The following is a 14,921-nucleotide window of genomic DNA, read 5'->3' as shown; positions in this document are numbered from 1 at the left end:
CATGACCCAACCCATCATCGCCATTCTGCGTGGCCTGACCCCGGCCGAGGCGCTGCCCGTCGGCCGCGCGCTGATCGACGCCGGGATCGACCGGATCGAGGTGCCGCTGAACTCGCCCGATCCGCTGGAAAGCATCCGCCTGATGGCGACCAGCTTTGCCGGACATGCCACCATCGGCGCAGGCACCGTGCTGACGGTCGAGGATGTGGCCCGCGTCGCCGATGCGGGCGGGCGGATGATCGTGTCGCCCAACATGAACCCCGATGTGATCCGCGAAACCCGCAAGCGCGGGCTGGAAAGCTATCCCGGCGTCTTTACCGCCACCGAATGTTTCGCGGCGATTGCCGCGGGGGCCACGGGGCTGAAGATCTTTCCCGCCGATCAGGCCAGCCCCGGCTATCTGAAGGCGCTGCGCGCGGTGCTGCCGCCTGATATGCCGGTCTATGCCGTGGGCGGTGTCGGGCCGGGCAATTTCGCCGACTGGTTCGCGGCGGGCGCGCAGGGCTTCGGCATCGGCTCATCGCTTTACAAGCCGGGCGACAGCGCCGACACCGTCGCCACCCGCGCGCGCGAGATGGTCGCGGCCCTGACATGAGATCGACGCTGTTCGATCCCCGCATCTGCCAGCTTGGCGAGGGGGCGTTTTGGCATCCCGAACGCCAGCAGCCCTTCTGGTTCGACATTCTGGGCCGCCGCCTGCTGAGCCGCGACCACGGGCGCGAACTGGAATGGCGCTTTGACGAACGCGTCTCGGCGGCGGGATGGATCGACCGCGACACCTTGCTGATCGCCAGCGAAACCGCGCTGTTCCGTTTCGATCTGCGCGACGGCAGCCGCGAACATGTCACCCCGCTTGAGGCCGATAATCCCCGCACCCGGTCGAATGACGGGCGCGCCGACCCCTTTGGCGGGTTCTGGATCGGCACCATGGCGCTGGACGGCAGCCCCGAGGCGGGCGCCATTTACCGGTTCCATCGGGGCAAGCTGGTCAAGCTGCGCGATCGGGTCTCGATCCCGAATGCGATCTGCTTTTCGCCCGATGGCGCGACCGCCTATTACGCCGACACGCATCTGCAGACGGTCTGGCAGCAATCGCTGGACGGCGAAGGCTGGCCCGCAGGCGATCCGCAGGTGTTTCTGGATTTCAGCGGCTCGGACGAATATCCCGATGGGGCGGTCACGGATGCGCAGGGCAATTTCTGGAATGCGCGCTGGGGCACCGGGCGGCTGGCCTGTCACGCCCCGGATGGCCGGGTGCTGGACCAGATCAGCCTGCCCGCCGCGCAGGTCACCTGCCCGGCCTTCATGGGCGAACGGCTGGACCGCATCCTGCTGACCAGCGCCGCCGTGGATCTGGATGGCGCAGAGGACGGGCGCAGCTGGCTGGTGCTGCCCGACGGGCCGAAGGGCCTGCCAGAACCGCGCGTGCTGGCATGATCGCGTCTTTCGGCACGCTTCCCGACGGGCGCAATGTGGATCGCATCACCATCCGCGCCCATGGCATGTCGGCCAGCCTGCTGACCTATGGCGCGACCTTGCAGGATCTGCGTCTAGACGGCACGCCGCATCCGCTGGTGCTGGGCTTTCCCGATCTGACCCCCTATCTGACCGAGGGGCGGTATTTCGGCGCCATCGTCGGGCGCTATGCCAACCGCATCGCGGGCGGCGAATACAGCTGCGACGGCCAGACCCACAGGCTGGACCGCAACGAGGCCGACCGCACCACCCTGCATGGCGGCGCGGATGGCACCGGGATGCGCAAATGGACGCTGGCCGATCACGGCGCGGATCATGCGACCTTTTTCGACAGCCTGCCCGACGGGCATATGGGCTTTCCCGGCGCGATGATCGTGCGGGTGCATTACCGCATCATGCCCGGCGCCTGCCTGCGCATCGCCATCCTTGCTGCCGCAAGCGAGGTGACGCCGTGCAGTTTCGCGCAGCACAGCTTCTTCAATCTGGATGGCCGCGCCGATATCTCGGATCACCGGCTGAGCGTCGCGGCGCAGACCTATCTGCCGGTCGATCCGGCGCTGATCCCGCTGGGCGCGCCCGCGCCGGTCGAGGGCACGCATCTGGATTTCCGCAGCCCCGTGCGGCTGGGCGACCGGCTGGCCGGACCGCTGATCGACCACAACCTGTGCACGGGCGACCGCGACCGTCTGGTGCCAGAGGACGCCGCATGGCTGGACGCGGGCGGGCTGCGCATGACCGTCGCCTCGACCATGCCGGGGTTGCAGGTCTATGCGGGCGATCACATCCGCCCCGGCGCGCCCGGCCTGCAAGGTCTGCCCTATGCACGCCATGCGGGTATCGCGCTGGAATCGCAGTTCTGGCCGGACAGTCCGCATCACCCGGAGTATCCCTCGGCCATGCTGCCCGTCGGCCATATCTATCGCCAGATCACATGCCTGAACTTCGGCCCGCAGAGCGGCTGTTGACGACAGCCCCCGCTTGCCGCGAAATAGGGGGGTGGGGGTGCCTATGAACGAACGATCTCCGGAAACGGAAAACATGCCGCAGCCCGCTGCGGGCGAACCGGCCGCCGCCCAGATGCACGCGCTGCTGCGCCGGCGGATCGTCAGCGGCGATCTGATGCCGGGGATGCGCCTGTCCGAACAGGATATCGCCGATCAATACGCCCTGTCGCGTCAACCCGTGCGCGAGGCCTTCATCCGCCTTGCGGCCGAGGGCCTGCTGGAGGTGCGCCCTCAGCGCGGCACCTTCGTCACCCGGATCGATCTGGACTGGGTGCTGGACACCCGCTTCATCCGCGAAGCGGTCGAGGCCGATATCGTGCGCCTTGCCGCCCGCAATGCCCGACCCGATCAGGTCACGGGCCTGCTGGAACTGGTGGACCGGCAGGCGGCGCTGGCTGCCGACGATGCGCTGGGATTGCTGAGTCTGGATCAGGAATTCCATTCCGGCCTTGCCGCCATTGCGGGCAAGCCCTTGGTCTGGAGCCATCTTCAGGGCATGAAGATCCATATCGACCGTATCCGGCATCTGGTATCGGCGCTGACCCCGCGCGAGGTGATGCTGGATCAGCACCGCGCCATCGTGCAGGCGATGGGTCAGGGCGATCTGGATGCGGCGGAAACCGCCATGCGGGTGCATCTGCGGCGGGTGTTTCAGGATCTGGAGGCGGTGGTGCGGCTGTCGCCCGATTACTTCGACCGACCCGATCCCTGCATCGCGCGCATGAGCTATGATCTTTCGACGAATGTCTGACCGGGGAGGGTGGGCATGACCGATCTGAGGACTGCCGTCATCGGCCTTGGCTCGATGGGGCTGGGCGCGGCGCTGTCGCTGGCGCGTGCGGGCTTTGCCGTCGCGGGCGTCGATCTGGCGCAGGCGCCGCGCGACGAACTGGCCGCGGCAGGCGGCAGCCCGGCCGCCAGCCCCGCCGAGGCGGCGCGGGATGCCGATGTGGTCTTTGTCTATGTCGTGAACGCGGCGCAGACGCGGGCCGTGCTGTTCGGCGATCAGGGCGCGACCGCTGCCGCGCGGCCCGGCACGATCTTCGTTCTGTGCCCGACCATGCCACCCGATGACACGATTGCCATTGCGCACGATCTGCACGGGGCCGGGATGGTGGCCATCGACGCGCCGGTCTCGGGCGGGATCGCCAAGGCGCGGGACGGGCAGATCAGCATCATGGCCTCGGGTCCGGCAGCGGCCTTCGACCGCATCCAGCCCGCGCTGGACGCCATCGCGGCGCGGGTGTTCCGGCTGGGCGATCAGATCGGCGCGGGCAGCCGGATGAAGCTGATCAACCAGCTTCTGGCGGGCGTGCATATCGCCGCCATGGCCGAGGCGATGGTGCTTGCGGCGAAATCCGGGCTGGATCTTGCCACCGTGCAGCAGGTCATCACCGAATGCGCGGGCAACAGCTGGATGTTCCAGAACCGCGGGCCGCAGGTCGTATCGGGGGATTACACGCCGTTTTCCGCCGTGGACATCTTCGTCAAGGATCTGGGCATCGTGACCGAGGCGGCACAGAGCCTTGGCAGCCCGGTGCCGCTGGCCGATGCCTCGCTGGATCTGTATCGCGCGGCATCCAAAGCGGGCCTTGGCCGCGAGGCCGACGCCGCCATCGCCAAGATTCTGGCCGAAAAGGCCGGCGCGACGCTGCCCTGATGACAATGGCGGCGGGATCGCCCCGCCGCCCGTCATTCTTGCACGCGGCGCTTACGCCTTGCGGACCTTCTGGGTCTGTTCGCCCAGACCGTCGATGCCCAGACGGATCACCTCGCCGCCCTTCAGGAACACCTTGGGATCCTGGCCCATACCGACGCCCGGCGGCGTGCCGGTGGTGATGACATCGCCCGGCATCAGCGTCATCAGCTTCGAGCAATAGGCCACCAGCTCCTCGACCCCAAAGATCATCGTCTTGGTCGAGCCGTCCTGATAGCGCTTGCCATCGACCTCAAGCCACATGCCCAGATTGCGCGGATCCGGCACCTCGTCGCGGGTCACCATCCACGGGCCGATCGGGCCGAACGTGTCGAAGCCCTTGCCCTTGTCCCAGCTGACGCCACGCTCAAGCTGCCATTCCCGTTCGGACACGTCGTTGACGACGCAATAGCCTGCGACATGTTCCAGCGCCTCGGCCTGCGACACGCTGCGGGCGGGCTTGCCGATGACGATGCCCAGTTCGACCTCCCAGTCGGTCTTGGTCGAGCCTTTGGGGATCACCACATCATCGTTCGGGCCGACAATGCAGCTTGTCCATTTGTTGAAGACCACCGGCTCGGACGGGACGGGCATCCCGCTTTCGGCGGCATGGTCGGCATAGTTCAGGCCGATGGCGACGAATTTGCGCACATTGCCGACGCAGGCGCCAAGGCGCGGGCTGCCATCGACGACCGGCAGGCTGTCCACGTCAAGCGCGGCCAGCCTGGCCAGACCGTCCGGCGTCAGCACGTCATCGGCAATGTCGGCCACATGGCCCGACAGATCGCGGATCGCGCCCGCATCGTCCAGCAGACCGGGCTTTTCCTGACCCTCGGGGCCATAGCGCAGCAGTTTCATCGTTTTTCCTCCTTGGTTTTCATATGCGACTGTTCCGAAGAAATCGCGATTGCGGAAGCCCTGACGGCGGCAAGTCTCTTTCGCCGTCCAGACAACCAAAGCAGCACGCCGCCCGACACGATGATGATCGCTCCGAACACGGTCGAGGGTCCGGGGATCTGGCCAAAGACCAGATATCCCAGCGCCGTGGCGAACAAGAGTTGCAGATAGATGACCGGCGCCAGAACCGAGGCATCGGCGATCCGATGCGCCAATGTCGTCAGACTGTGCGAGGCCGCGCCGAACAGCCCGATGGCGCACATCATCACCACGACCAGCCAGCTTGCCGGTTCCTGCCATTGCATGAACGCCACCGGCGCAAGGCAGATCGTGGCGATGCCGCTGGCCCAGATCTGCTGCGTGGCGGTGGATTCGCGGGCCAGCATCCGGCTGAAGATGTAATAGAACGAATTGCAGATGCACGCCCCCAGCGAAAACAGGATGGCCCAATGCAGATCGTTGCCCCATGGCGCCACCACCACCAGCACGCCGAAAAAGCCCAGCATGATCGCCACGAATTGCAGCGGGCTGACCTTTTCTTGCAGCAGCGGCACGGCCAGCAGCGTCACCAGCACCGGACTGGCAAACATGATGGCCGTCACCGTGGTCAGCGGCAGATAGCTGAGACCGACGAAATTCAGCGCCGTGCTGCTGAGCAGCGCCAGCGACCGCAAAAGCTGCTTTTTCGGATCGACCGAGCGCAGCGCGCCCAGACCCTGACGCGGCAGCACCGCCAGCAGGGTGATGACCAGATGACCCGCATAGCGCACGAACGCCACCTGCATGATGGCCAGCCCCGACCCCATCAGCCATTTCGCCGTCGTGTCCAGCCCGGTGAACAGCATCACCGCGCCGGCAAACAGCAGCATCCCCGTCAGATTTCCTGCGGGTTTCATCGTTCAGCCTTGCCCATCTTCCTTGCCCATCTCCTCGCGGAAATGGTCCTCGATATTTTCGACCATGGCCCCCAGATGGGCGCCGATCTGGGTTTTGATGGCCCCGATATCGCGAGCCGCCAGCGCAGCGTGAATCGCATTGTGCTGACGCAGCACGCGGTCACGGGACAGCTTGCGCCGCGCCGACAGATAACGCGCCCGCCACAGACGCGCCATATAGGCGGCATGGGTTTCCGCAAGCGCGCCATTATGCGCGGCGGCGACGATGGCCGCATGAAACTGCATGTCCAGCTCGAACACATCCAGCGTATCGGCCTCGCCATAGATCGTCTCGATGCGGTCCTTCAGCGCGCCGATGGCCTGAATATCCTCGGCGGTGGCATGTTCGCAGGCCAGTTCGCCCGACAGCATTTCCAGCGCGTGCAGCACGCGGATCTGGTCGATGATTTCCGCCAGCGAGGGGTTGGCGACGATGGGGCTGCGCAGCGGGCGCAACTGCACCAGCCCCTCTTTGGCCAGAATGCGGATCGCCTCGCGCATGGGGGTGCGCGAGACGCCCTGCCGTTCGGCATTGTCGCGTTCCTTGATGGTCGCGCCGGGCGGCAGGTTGCCGCGCAGGATTTCGCGCCGCAGTTCATAGGCGATGGCTTCGGCCAGACTGTCCTCGGTCATCGCCATTCCTTCAGTTGACGGGCGTTTCGGGCTGTTCGCCGTCCAGCAGCAGACGCAGGTTTCGCCGCTGCAATTCGCCCATGGCGCGACGGGTTTCCTGCGTGGCCGAGCCGACATGCGGCAAAAGCGTGGCATTCTTCAACGCAAAGAACCGCGGATCGGGGCGCGGCTCGTTCAGGAACACATCCAGCGCCGCGCCGCGCAGCCGCCCGGCTTCCAGCGCGTCCAGCAAGGCCGTTTCGTCGATGACCGAGCCGCGGGCGATATTGACGATGATGCCGTCCGGCCCCAGCGCCTTGATCACCTTGGCCGACACGATGCCGGTGGTGTCCGGCCCGCCCACGACGGCGATCACCAGATCGTCGACGGCATGGGCCAAAGCCACGGGATCGTCATGCCATGTCCAACCCGCCACCTGCTTGTCGCTGCGCGAGAAGTAATGGATCTGCGTCCTGAAGGCGGCCAGCCGGTCCGCAATCTCGCGTCCGATGCGGCCAAGGCCAAGGATGCCGACCTTGCGGCCCGACATCTTGCGCTGCAGGGGATATTCCGGCCCCTTGGCCCATTCGCCCGCGCGCATCCATGTCTCGGCCGCCGACATGCGGCGGTTTTCCGAAATCAGCATGGCGACGGCCAGATCGGCCACGTCGTCGTTCAGCACATTGGGCGTGTTCGTGACCCGGATGCCGCGCGCATCGGCGCCCGCAATGTCGATCGCGTCATAGCCGACGCCGAAATTGGTGATGAAGCGCAGGTTCGGCAACTGGTCCATGACGGCCGCCGACATGCCCTTGTGGCCCAGAAAGGCCACGGCCACCACCTTGTCGCGCTGATCGGCGGACAAGCCCGCCACATCCGCCGCATCGGCCAGCGGCAGAGCGGCGAAATCGTCACGCAGCGCTTGGGCGTCGATATCGGCATAGGGGCCGATGGCAAGAACCTTGGCCATGTCCTAGCCCCGCCCGATATAGGGCATGTTCGTCGCCATGACGGTCAGCCACTGGATATTCGCGCCCTTGGGCAAGTTCGCCATATGCAGGACCGACTCGGCGACCGTTCTGGCGTCGATCACCGGCTCGACCTTGATCGAGCCGTCGGCCTGCGGCACGCCCTTGGTCATCGCCTCGGCCATGTTGGTCAGCGCATTGCCGATGTCGATCTGTCCGCAGGCGATGTTGAAGGGCCGCCCGTCCAGCGAAATCGTGCGGGTCAGCCCGGTCACGGCATGTTTGGACATGGTATAGGGTGCGCTGCCCGGACGCGGCGCATCCGCCGAAACCGAGCCGTTGTTGATGATGCGCCCGCCCATCGGATCCTGCCTGCGCATCTGCCCGAAGGCCGCGCGGGCGCAATAGAACATGCCGTCGATATTCACCCGCGCGACATGCTGCCACTGTTCGGTGCTGATCTCATCGATCAGGGTCGAGATCAGCACGGCCCCGGCATTGTTGAACAGGACATCCAGCCGCCCCCATTCCGCCGCAGCCTTGGCAAAGGCCGCGTCCACCGCTGCGGGGTCCGTCACGTCACAGGGCAAGACCAGCGCATCGCTGTGACCCTGAGCGGTCTCGGACAGCGCCTCGGCGCGCCGCCCGATCAGGCCGACTTTCCAGCCGCGTTCCAGAAACAGCCGGGCGGTGACGCGGCCGACGCCGCTGCCTCCGCCGGTAATCAGGATGTTCTTCATGGTCCCTCCTCCTTGCATCCGGCGTGTAAGCGTTCCCTTAGTGGTTGTCGCGCGGCAACGTCCGGCGGATCTTCTGATAGGCCGTCGCCAGTTCCAGACAGCCGCCCTGCGCCAACTGCCCGACCTCCTTGCGATAGATCTCCTCCCACGGGGTCTGGTTGACCAGTTCCGGGGCGACCCATGCCGCCTTGCGGGCCTGCCATTCGGCATCGTCGACCAGCGCATCCAGCCGTGCGGCATTCAGGTCAAGCCGCACCCGGTCGCCGGTCTGCAGATAGGCCAACCCGCCCCCCACCACCGATTCCGGCGAGGCGTTCAGGATCGACGGGCTTTCCGAGGTGCCCGACTGCCGTCCGTCGCCCACCGTGGGCAGATGGTTGATGCCCGCGCGCAGCAGCGCATCCGGCGGCTGCATGTTCACCACCTCGGCGCTGCCGGGATAGCCGACGCAGCCCACGCCGCGAATGAACAGGATGCAGTTTTCGTCGATGTCCAGTGCCGGATCGTTCAGGCGGTCGTGGTAATCCTCGGGGCCCTCGAAGACGATGGCGCGGGCTTCGTGGATGCCCTCGGCCCCCGGCTTCGACAGGAAGCGCTTGCGGAAATCCTCGGAAATCACGCTGGTCTTCATCAGCGCGCTGTCGAATAGATTGCCCGACAGGACGATGAAGCCCGCATTCTGGCGCAGGGGCTGGTCACAGGTCTTGATGACCGCTGGATCGCGGCTTTCCCAGCCGACAAGGTTTTCGCCCATCGTCTTGCCGGACACGGTCATCGCGCCGTCATGCAGGCGACCGGCCTTTTTCAGCTCACCCATGATCGCAGGCACGCCGCCGGCATGGAAAAAGCTCTCGCCCAGAAATTCGCCGGCAGGCTGCATGTTCAGCAGCAGTGGCACGTCGAAGCCGACCTTCTGCCAGTCGGTCACGTCCAGTTCGACCCCGGCATGGCGGGCGATGGCCTGCAAATGCGGCGGGGCATTGGTCGAGCCGCCGATGGCCGCATTGACGATGATGGCGTTTTCAAACGCCTCGCGGGTCATGATGTCGCTGGGTTTCAGATCGTCCAGCACCATCTGCACGATGCGCTTGCCGGTTTCATAGGCCATGTTCATCCGTTCGCGGAACGGCGCGGGAATGGCCGAACAGCCGGTCAGCGACATGCCCAGCGCCTCGGCCATGGCGTTCATCGTGCTGGCCGTGCCCATGGTGTTGCAATGGCCCAGGGACGGCGCCGAGGCGCAGACCCGGCCCATGAATTCCTCATAGTCGATCTTGCCTTCGGACAGCAGGCGGCGGCTTTCCCAGATGACCGTGCCGGAACCGGCGCGCTTGCCCTTCCACCAGCCATCCAGCATCGGCCCGCCGTTCAGCGTGATCGCCGGAATATCCATCGTGGCCGCGCCCATCAGCATCGCGGGCGTGGTCTTGTCACAGCCGGTCGTCAGCACGACGCCATCCAGCGGATAGCCGTGCAGCACCTCGACCAGACCCAGATAGGCAAGGTTGCGGTCCAGCGCCGCCGTGGGACGCTTGCCGGTTTCCTGAATCGGATGGACCGGGAACTCCATCGGAATCCCGCCGCCATCGCGGATGCCCGCCTTGATGCGGTCCATCAGGAAGATGTGGATCTTGTTGCAGGGCGCAAGGTCGCTGCCGGTCTGCGCGATGCCGATGATCGGACGTTCGGACTGCAATTCCTCACGGGTATACTGCTGGTTCAGATAACGCTCGATATACAGCGCGGTCATGCCCGGATTGTTCGGGTTATCGAACCATTCCTGCGACCGGAACCGCTTTTTGGCGCGGGTATCTGACATGGAAATTCCTCCTCCTGGCACTCGCTGGGACTGCTTGGCTGCAATTTTGGTATGCCAGAATCCCGCGAAGGAAAAGGGGGCAGCTTGCGCAAAATGAATTTTGGTATACCGTTTGCGCAAATCAGGAGGGGGCCAATCATGGCAAAATATTCTGGCATCTGGCCGGTGGCGCCGGTTGCATTCAACGATGACGGCTCGGTCGATCTGGACGGAAACCGCCGGATTCTGGACTGCATGATCGATCAGGGCGTCGATGGAATCTGCGTGCTGGCGAATTTCTCGGAACAGTTCCTGATCTCGGATACCGAACGTGAGACGCTGACCCGGCTGTCGCTGGAACATGTGGCGGGGCGCGTGCCGGTAATCGTGACGATCAGCCATTATTCGACGCCGATCGTGGTGGACCGCGCGCGGCTGGCGAAATCGCTGGGCGCCGCGATGGTCATGGTCATGCCGCCCTATCACGGCGCGCTGCTGAAGGGCACGGCCGATCAGACCTTCCAGCAATTCGCGGAAATCAGCAAGGTGGGCATCCCGATCATGGTGCAGGACGCGCCGCTGTCGGGGGTGGATCTGCCCGTGCCACTGCTGGTCCGCATGGCGCATGAAATCGAGGAGGTGCGCCTGTTCAAGATCGAATGCGCCGGGGCCGCAACCAAGCTGCGCGCGCTGATCGAGGCGGGGGGCGATGCCATCGAAGGCCCCTTTGACGGCGAGGAAGCCATCACCCTGCTGGCCGATCTGGATGCGGGCGCAACCGGCACCATGACGAGCGCGATGATCCCCGATCAGATCAAGCCGGTCTTGACCCATTGGCAGGCGGGCGACCGGGCGGCAGCGACCGCCGCCTATGCCCGCATCCTGCCTGCGGTGAATCACGAAAACCGGCAATGCGGCTTTCGCAGCGCCAAGGCCGTGATGATGGAGGGCGGCGTCATCCGCTCGGATTTCAGCCGCCATCCCATTGCGCCCCTGCACCCGGCGACCCGCGCGATGCTCTTGGATCTTGTGCGCCCGCTGAACCCTGTCGCCTTGAACTGGGGGAAATGATGGACCTGCCCAAAGGTATCTTCGTCGGCCGCGTCTGGCGACCCGGCATCGGCCCGGCCGTGGTGACGCTGCGCGACGGCACGGTGTTCGACATCACCACCCGCGCCGTGCCCACCATGCGCGACCTGATCGAACTGGACGACCCGGTGGCCCATGTCGCGGCGACCCCCGGCACGGCGGTCAGCGATTACACCTTGCTGGCGCCTTGCGATCTGCAGGCGGTCAAGGCCAGCGGCGTGACCTTTGCCGCCTCGATGGTCGAGCGCGTGATCGAGGAACAGGCCGCGGGCGATCCCGACGCTGCCGAGGCGATCCGCACCCGCATCGGCGCCACCATCGGTGCCAGCCTGCGCGGCATCAAGCCCGGCAGCCCCGAGGCCATGCGCGTCAAGGAGGCGCTGCTGGCCGAGGGTCTGTGGTCGCAATATCTGGAGGTCGGCATCGGCCCGGATGCCGAGATCTTCACGAAATGCCAGCCCATGGCCTCGGTCGGGGATGGGGCGGATGTCGGTCTGCACCCGATCAGCCGCTGGAACAACCCCGAGCCGGAAATCGTGCTGGCCGTCGACAGTCAGGGCCGCATCAAGGGCGCGACGCTGGGCAATGACGTGAACCTGCGCGATGTCGAGGGGCGCTCGGCCCTGCTGCTGGGCAAGGCCAAGGACAATAACGCATCCTGCAGCATCGGCCCGATGATCCGGCTGTTCGACGGCGACTATACGCTGGACGATGTGCGGCAGGCGGAACTGACGCTGCGGGTTCAGGGTGAGGATGGCTTCGTGCTGAACGGCGCGTCCTCGATGTCGCAGATCAGCCGCGACCCCGCCGATCTGGTCGCGCAGACGCTGGGCCGCCATCATCAGTATCCCGATGGCGCGATGCTGTTTCTGGGCACGCTGTTCGCCCCCACGCAGGATCGCGGCGCGCCCGGTCAGGGCTTTACCCACAAGCCGGGCGACCGCGTGACGATCAGCGAGCCGAAACTGGGCGCCCTGACCAACACCGTGCGGCTGTCCACCGAATGCCCGGAATGGCGTTTCGGCACGGCGGCGCTGATGCGCAATCTTGCCGCCCGCGACCTGCTTGAGCCCTTGGCAAACCCGGATAAAACAATGTATACATAAACACACCGGACCTTGGGAGGAGGGATCTGACTTGAAGCTGTTGATTATCGGTGCCGCAGGCATGGTTGGGCGCAGACTGGCGCTTGAGATCCTGAAGACCGGCACGCTGGGTGGCAACCCCGTGGATGCATTGACAGCATTCGACGTGGTTCCCGCGGATCTTTCTTCAACCGACCGCGTGCAGGTCACAGTGCAGTCCGGCGATGTGTCGGACCGCGCCACCGTCGATGGGCTGATCGCCCAGCGTCCCGACGTGATCTTTCACCTTGCCGCCATCGTCTCGGGCGAGGCCGAAGCGGATTTCGACAAGGGCTATGCCATCAATCTTGACGGCACGCGCCATATCTTCGAAGCGATCCGCGCGCAGGCCGATTATCACCCGCGCGTGGTCTATACCTCGTCCATCGCGGTCTTTGGCGCGCCGTTCGAGGAGAAGATCACCGACACCTTCATCACCGCGCCGATGACCAGCTATGGCGCGCAGAAGATGATCGGCGAGTTGCTGCTGAACGATTATTCCCGCAAGGGCATCTTCGACGGCATCGGCATCCGGCTGCCGACGATCGTGGTGCGTCCGGGCAAGCCGAACAAGGCGGCCTCGGGCTTCTTCTCGGGCATCATCCGCGAGCCGCTGGCCGGGCTGGATGCCGAATTGCCGGTCGATGACGATGTGCGCCATTGGTTCGCCAGCCCGGACGCCGCCGTGGGCTTCCTGCTGCATGCGGCGACCATGGACACCGCGCCGCTTGGCGCGCGGCGCTGCCTGACCATGCCGGGCCTGTCGCTGACCATCGCCGAGGTGCTGGCCGCGCTGCGCGAGGTTTCGGGCGACGGGGCCGTGGCGCATGTGAGGCGCGTGCCGAATGACACCATCCGCGGCATCGTGGCGGGCTGGCCGCGCGACTTCGATCCGGCGCGGGCGCTGTCGGTGGGCTTCAAGGCGGATGCGGATTTCCCGTCCATCATCCGCGCCCATATCCGCGACATGGCCAATGCCTGACGCCTCGCGCAAGCTGCCCCGCGCGTGGCGTGCCGCGCCCAGCCTTCAGGGTCTGGGGGACATGGCCGCCCGCGACCGCGCCTATCATGACCTGCGCTATCGCATCATGACGGGGCGGCTTGCGCCCGGCACCACCCTGCTGGAGACCGAGCTTGCCGGGTTGTTGTCCTTGTCGCGCACCCCCGTGCGCGAGGCGGTCATCAAGCTGGAGGAAGAGGGGCTGGTCGATGTCCGCCCGCGCCATGGCGTGACGGTCAAGCCGCTGTCCTTGCAGGATTTCAACCATATCCTGAACGTGTTTTCCGCGCTGGAGGTCCGGGCCTTCGAACTGGTCGCCGCGCGCGGCCTGTCGGCGGATGAGGCCCGCGCGCTGGACCGTCTGCTGGATGAGACCGAGGCCGCGACGCTGGCGCATGACCTTGCCCGCTGGGCCGATCTGGATGACGAGTTTCATTCCCAGATCGTGGCGCTGTGCGACAATGCCCGGCTGCAGGACGCGCTGAGCGCGACATGGGGCCAGCAATACCGGGCGCGGATGATGATCCTGCCCTTGCGCCCGTCGCCGGTGCAATCCGATATCGAACATCGCGGCATCCTGCAGGCGATCAAGGCGGGCGACCGGGCCTTGACCCGCGCGCGCCATCACGCGCATCGCGACCGCGCCGATGCCCAGCAGCTTGATCTGCTGGCGCGGTCTCTGGGCAGCAGCGGCTTTGCCTGACATCTTTCTGGGAGGGGATTCATGAACAAGATAGACCTGAACGGGCGGCTTGCCGTCGTGACCGGCGCGGCGCAGGGCATCGGCTATGCCGTGGCGCAGCGCTTCATCGACAGCGGCGCGCGCGTCATCATCTGGGACCGCGACGGCGACGCGGCAGCCCGCGCCGCCGAGGCGCTGGGACCGCAGGCCAGCGCCCGCGCGGTCGAGCTGGCCGAGGATGCCCAGATCGACGCGGCAGCCGCAGCCGCCGGTCCGGTGGATATTCTGATCAACAATGCCGGCATCACCGGCGGCAATGGCAAGACATGGGATCTGGCCCCGACTGTCTGGCGGCAGGTGATCGAGGTCAATCTGAACGCCCCCTATGTCGCCTGCCGGGCGTTGATCCCCGGCATGATCGAACGCGGCTATGGGCGGATCGTCAACGTCGCCTCGATCGCGGCCAAGGAGGGCAATCCGAATGCGGCGCATTATTCCGCATCGAAGGCCGGGCTGATCGCGCTGACGAAATCGCTGGGCAAGGAACTGGCCGGGACCGGCGTTCTGGTCAATGCCATCACACCCGCCGCCGCGCGCACGCCGATCTTTGACCAGATGACGCAGGAACATATCGACTATATGCTGGCCAAGATCCCGATGAACCGTTTTCTGGAGCCCGCCGAGGCGGCCGCGCTGGTGGCGTGGCTGGCATCCGAGGATTGCGCGTTTTCGACCGGGGCGGTGTTCGACATTTCCGGCGGGCGCGCGACCTATTGACGAATGGCTGCGGAAGAAGGGGGCTCTGCCCCCATCCCGTGCCGGGATTCCCCCGGAGTATTTTTCGGAACGAAGAAGAGGCAGGCCGCGCCGTCAGGCAGGCGCGGCGCCGAAGGGGCGGGT

At 65.9% G+C, this 14,921-nt stretch carries 16 protein-coding genes; 10 read left to right on the top strand and 6 right to left on the bottom strand.

What is annotated here, in order from left to right; translation table 11 throughout:
- Position 1 precedes the first annotated feature (1 nt).
- Genes GL284_RS13525 through ltnD form a run of 5 tightly spaced genes read left to right on the top strand, consistent with a single transcriptional unit; the run spans position 2 to position 4,140 of the window.
- Positions 2–595, top strand: a complete 594-nt coding sequence (locus GL284_RS13525) for a 2-dehydro-3-deoxy-6-phosphogalactonate aldolase (protein ID WP_155045167.1) — start codon at positions 2–4, stop codon at positions 593–595.
- The gene (locus GL284_RS13520; RefSeq protein ID WP_155045166.1) at positions 592–1,437 is read left to right on the top strand and encodes an SMP-30/gluconolactonase/LRE family protein; all 846 of its coding nucleotides are present in this window, start codon (positions 592–594) and stop codon (positions 1,435–1,437) included. The genes GL284_RS13525 and GL284_RS13520 overlap by 4 nt, the downstream gene beginning before the upstream one ends.
- Complete coding sequence (locus GL284_RS13515; RefSeq protein ID WP_155045165.1) at positions 1,434–2,441, top strand: aldose epimerase family protein; 1,008 nt, start codon at positions 1,434–1,436, stop codon at positions 2,439–2,441. The genes GL284_RS13520 and GL284_RS13515 overlap by 4 nt, the downstream gene beginning before the upstream one ends.
- A gap of 43 nt (positions 2,442–2,484) precedes the next feature.
- Positions 2,485–3,231 carry a GntR family transcriptional regulator gene (locus tag GL284_RS13510; protein WP_230383067.1) on the top strand — a complete coding sequence of 249 codons (747 nt, stop codon included), beginning with the start codon at positions 2,485–2,487 and terminating at the stop codon, positions 3,229–3,231.
- Between the two features lie 15 nt (positions 3,232–3,246).
- Positions 3,247–4,140, top strand: a complete 894-nt coding sequence (ltnD, locus tag GL284_RS13505) for an L-threonate dehydrogenase (RefSeq protein ID WP_155045164.1) — start codon at positions 3,247–3,249, stop codon at positions 4,138–4,140.
- 51 nt (positions 4,141–4,191) lie between these two features.
- On the opposite strand, the gene GL284_RS13500 is transcribed toward ltnD, so the two are convergent.
- The 6 genes from GL284_RS13500 to GL284_RS13475 are packed head-to-tail and all read right to left on the bottom strand — an operon-like array spanning position 4,192 to position 10,147.
- Complete coding sequence (locus tag GL284_RS13500) at positions 4,192–5,034, bottom strand: ureidoglycolate lyase (protein ID WP_155045163.1); 843 nt, start codon at positions 5,032–5,034, stop codon at positions 4,192–4,194.
- Positions 5,031–5,969, bottom strand: a complete 939-nt coding sequence (locus tag GL284_RS13495; protein ID WP_155045162.1) for a DMT family transporter — start codon at positions 5,967–5,969, stop codon at positions 5,031–5,033. The genes GL284_RS13500 and GL284_RS13495 overlap by 4 nt, the downstream gene beginning before the upstream one ends.
- A gap of 3 nt (positions 5,970–5,972) precedes the next feature.
- On the bottom strand, positions 5,973–6,641 hold the full coding sequence (locus GL284_RS13490) for a GntR family transcriptional regulator (protein WP_155045161.1): 669 nt from the start codon (positions 6,639–6,641) through the stop codon (positions 5,973–5,975).
- A gap of 10 nt (positions 6,642–6,651) precedes the next feature.
- Positions 6,652–7,590 carry a 2-hydroxyacid dehydrogenase gene (locus GL284_RS13485; RefSeq protein ID WP_155045160.1) on the bottom strand — a complete coding sequence of 313 codons (939 nt, stop codon included), beginning with the start codon at positions 7,588–7,590 and terminating at the stop codon, positions 6,652–6,654.
- Between the two features lie 3 nt (positions 7,591–7,593).
- The gene (locus GL284_RS13480) at positions 7,594–8,328 is read right to left on the bottom strand and encodes an SDR family oxidoreductase (protein ID WP_155045159.1); all 735 of its coding nucleotides are present in this window, start codon (positions 8,326–8,328) and stop codon (positions 7,594–7,596) included.
- 37 nt (positions 8,329–8,365) lie between these two features.
- On the bottom strand, positions 8,366–10,147 hold the full coding sequence (locus tag GL284_RS13475; RefSeq protein ID WP_155045158.1) for an IlvD/Edd family dehydratase: 1,782 nt from the start codon (positions 10,145–10,147) through the stop codon (positions 8,366–8,368).
- Positions 10,148–10,285: 138 nt separating this feature from the next.
- On the opposite strand from GL284_RS13475, the gene GL284_RS13470 reads away from it, so the two are divergent.
- From GL284_RS13470 to GL284_RS13450, 5 genes are read left to right on the top strand one after another with little or no spacing between them, the layout of a single operon-like run.
- On the top strand, positions 10,286–11,197 hold the full coding sequence (locus GL284_RS13470; protein ID WP_155045157.1) for a dihydrodipicolinate synthase family protein: 912 nt from the start codon (positions 10,286–10,288) through the stop codon (positions 11,195–11,197).
- Complete coding sequence (locus GL284_RS13465) at positions 11,194–12,321, top strand: fumarylacetoacetate hydrolase family protein (RefSeq protein WP_155045156.1); 1,128 nt, start codon at positions 11,194–11,196, stop codon at positions 12,319–12,321. The genes GL284_RS13470 and GL284_RS13465 overlap by 4 nt, the downstream gene beginning before the upstream one ends.
- Positions 12,322–12,352: 31 nt before the next feature.
- Entirely contained in the window at positions 12,353–13,321 is a 969-nt protein-coding gene (gene denD, locus GL284_RS13460; RefSeq protein WP_155045155.1) for a D-erythronate dehydrogenase, read from the top strand.
- Positions 13,314–14,042 carry a GntR family transcriptional regulator gene (locus tag GL284_RS13455; protein ID WP_155045154.1) on the top strand — a complete coding sequence of 243 codons (729 nt, stop codon included), beginning with the start codon at positions 13,314–13,316 and terminating at the stop codon, positions 14,040–14,042. Before denD ends, GL284_RS13455 begins: the two co-directional genes overlap by 8 nt.
- A 21-nt stretch (positions 14,043–14,063) precedes the next feature.
- On the top strand, positions 14,064–14,798 hold the full coding sequence (locus GL284_RS13450; RefSeq protein ID WP_155045153.1) for an SDR family oxidoreductase: 735 nt from the start codon (positions 14,064–14,066) through the stop codon (positions 14,796–14,798).
- Positions 14,799–14,921: the final 123 nt, after the last annotated feature.

The sequence above is a fragment of the Paracoccus shanxieyensis genome (genome assembly GCF_009711265.1).
GTDB classification, from domain to species: domain Bacteria; phylum Pseudomonadota; class Alphaproteobacteria; order Rhodobacterales; family Rhodobacteraceae; genus Paracoccus; species Paracoccus shanxieyensis.
Note: the sequence above shows the minus strand (reverse complement) of the source record. Positions and strands in the feature narration are given on the sequence as shown.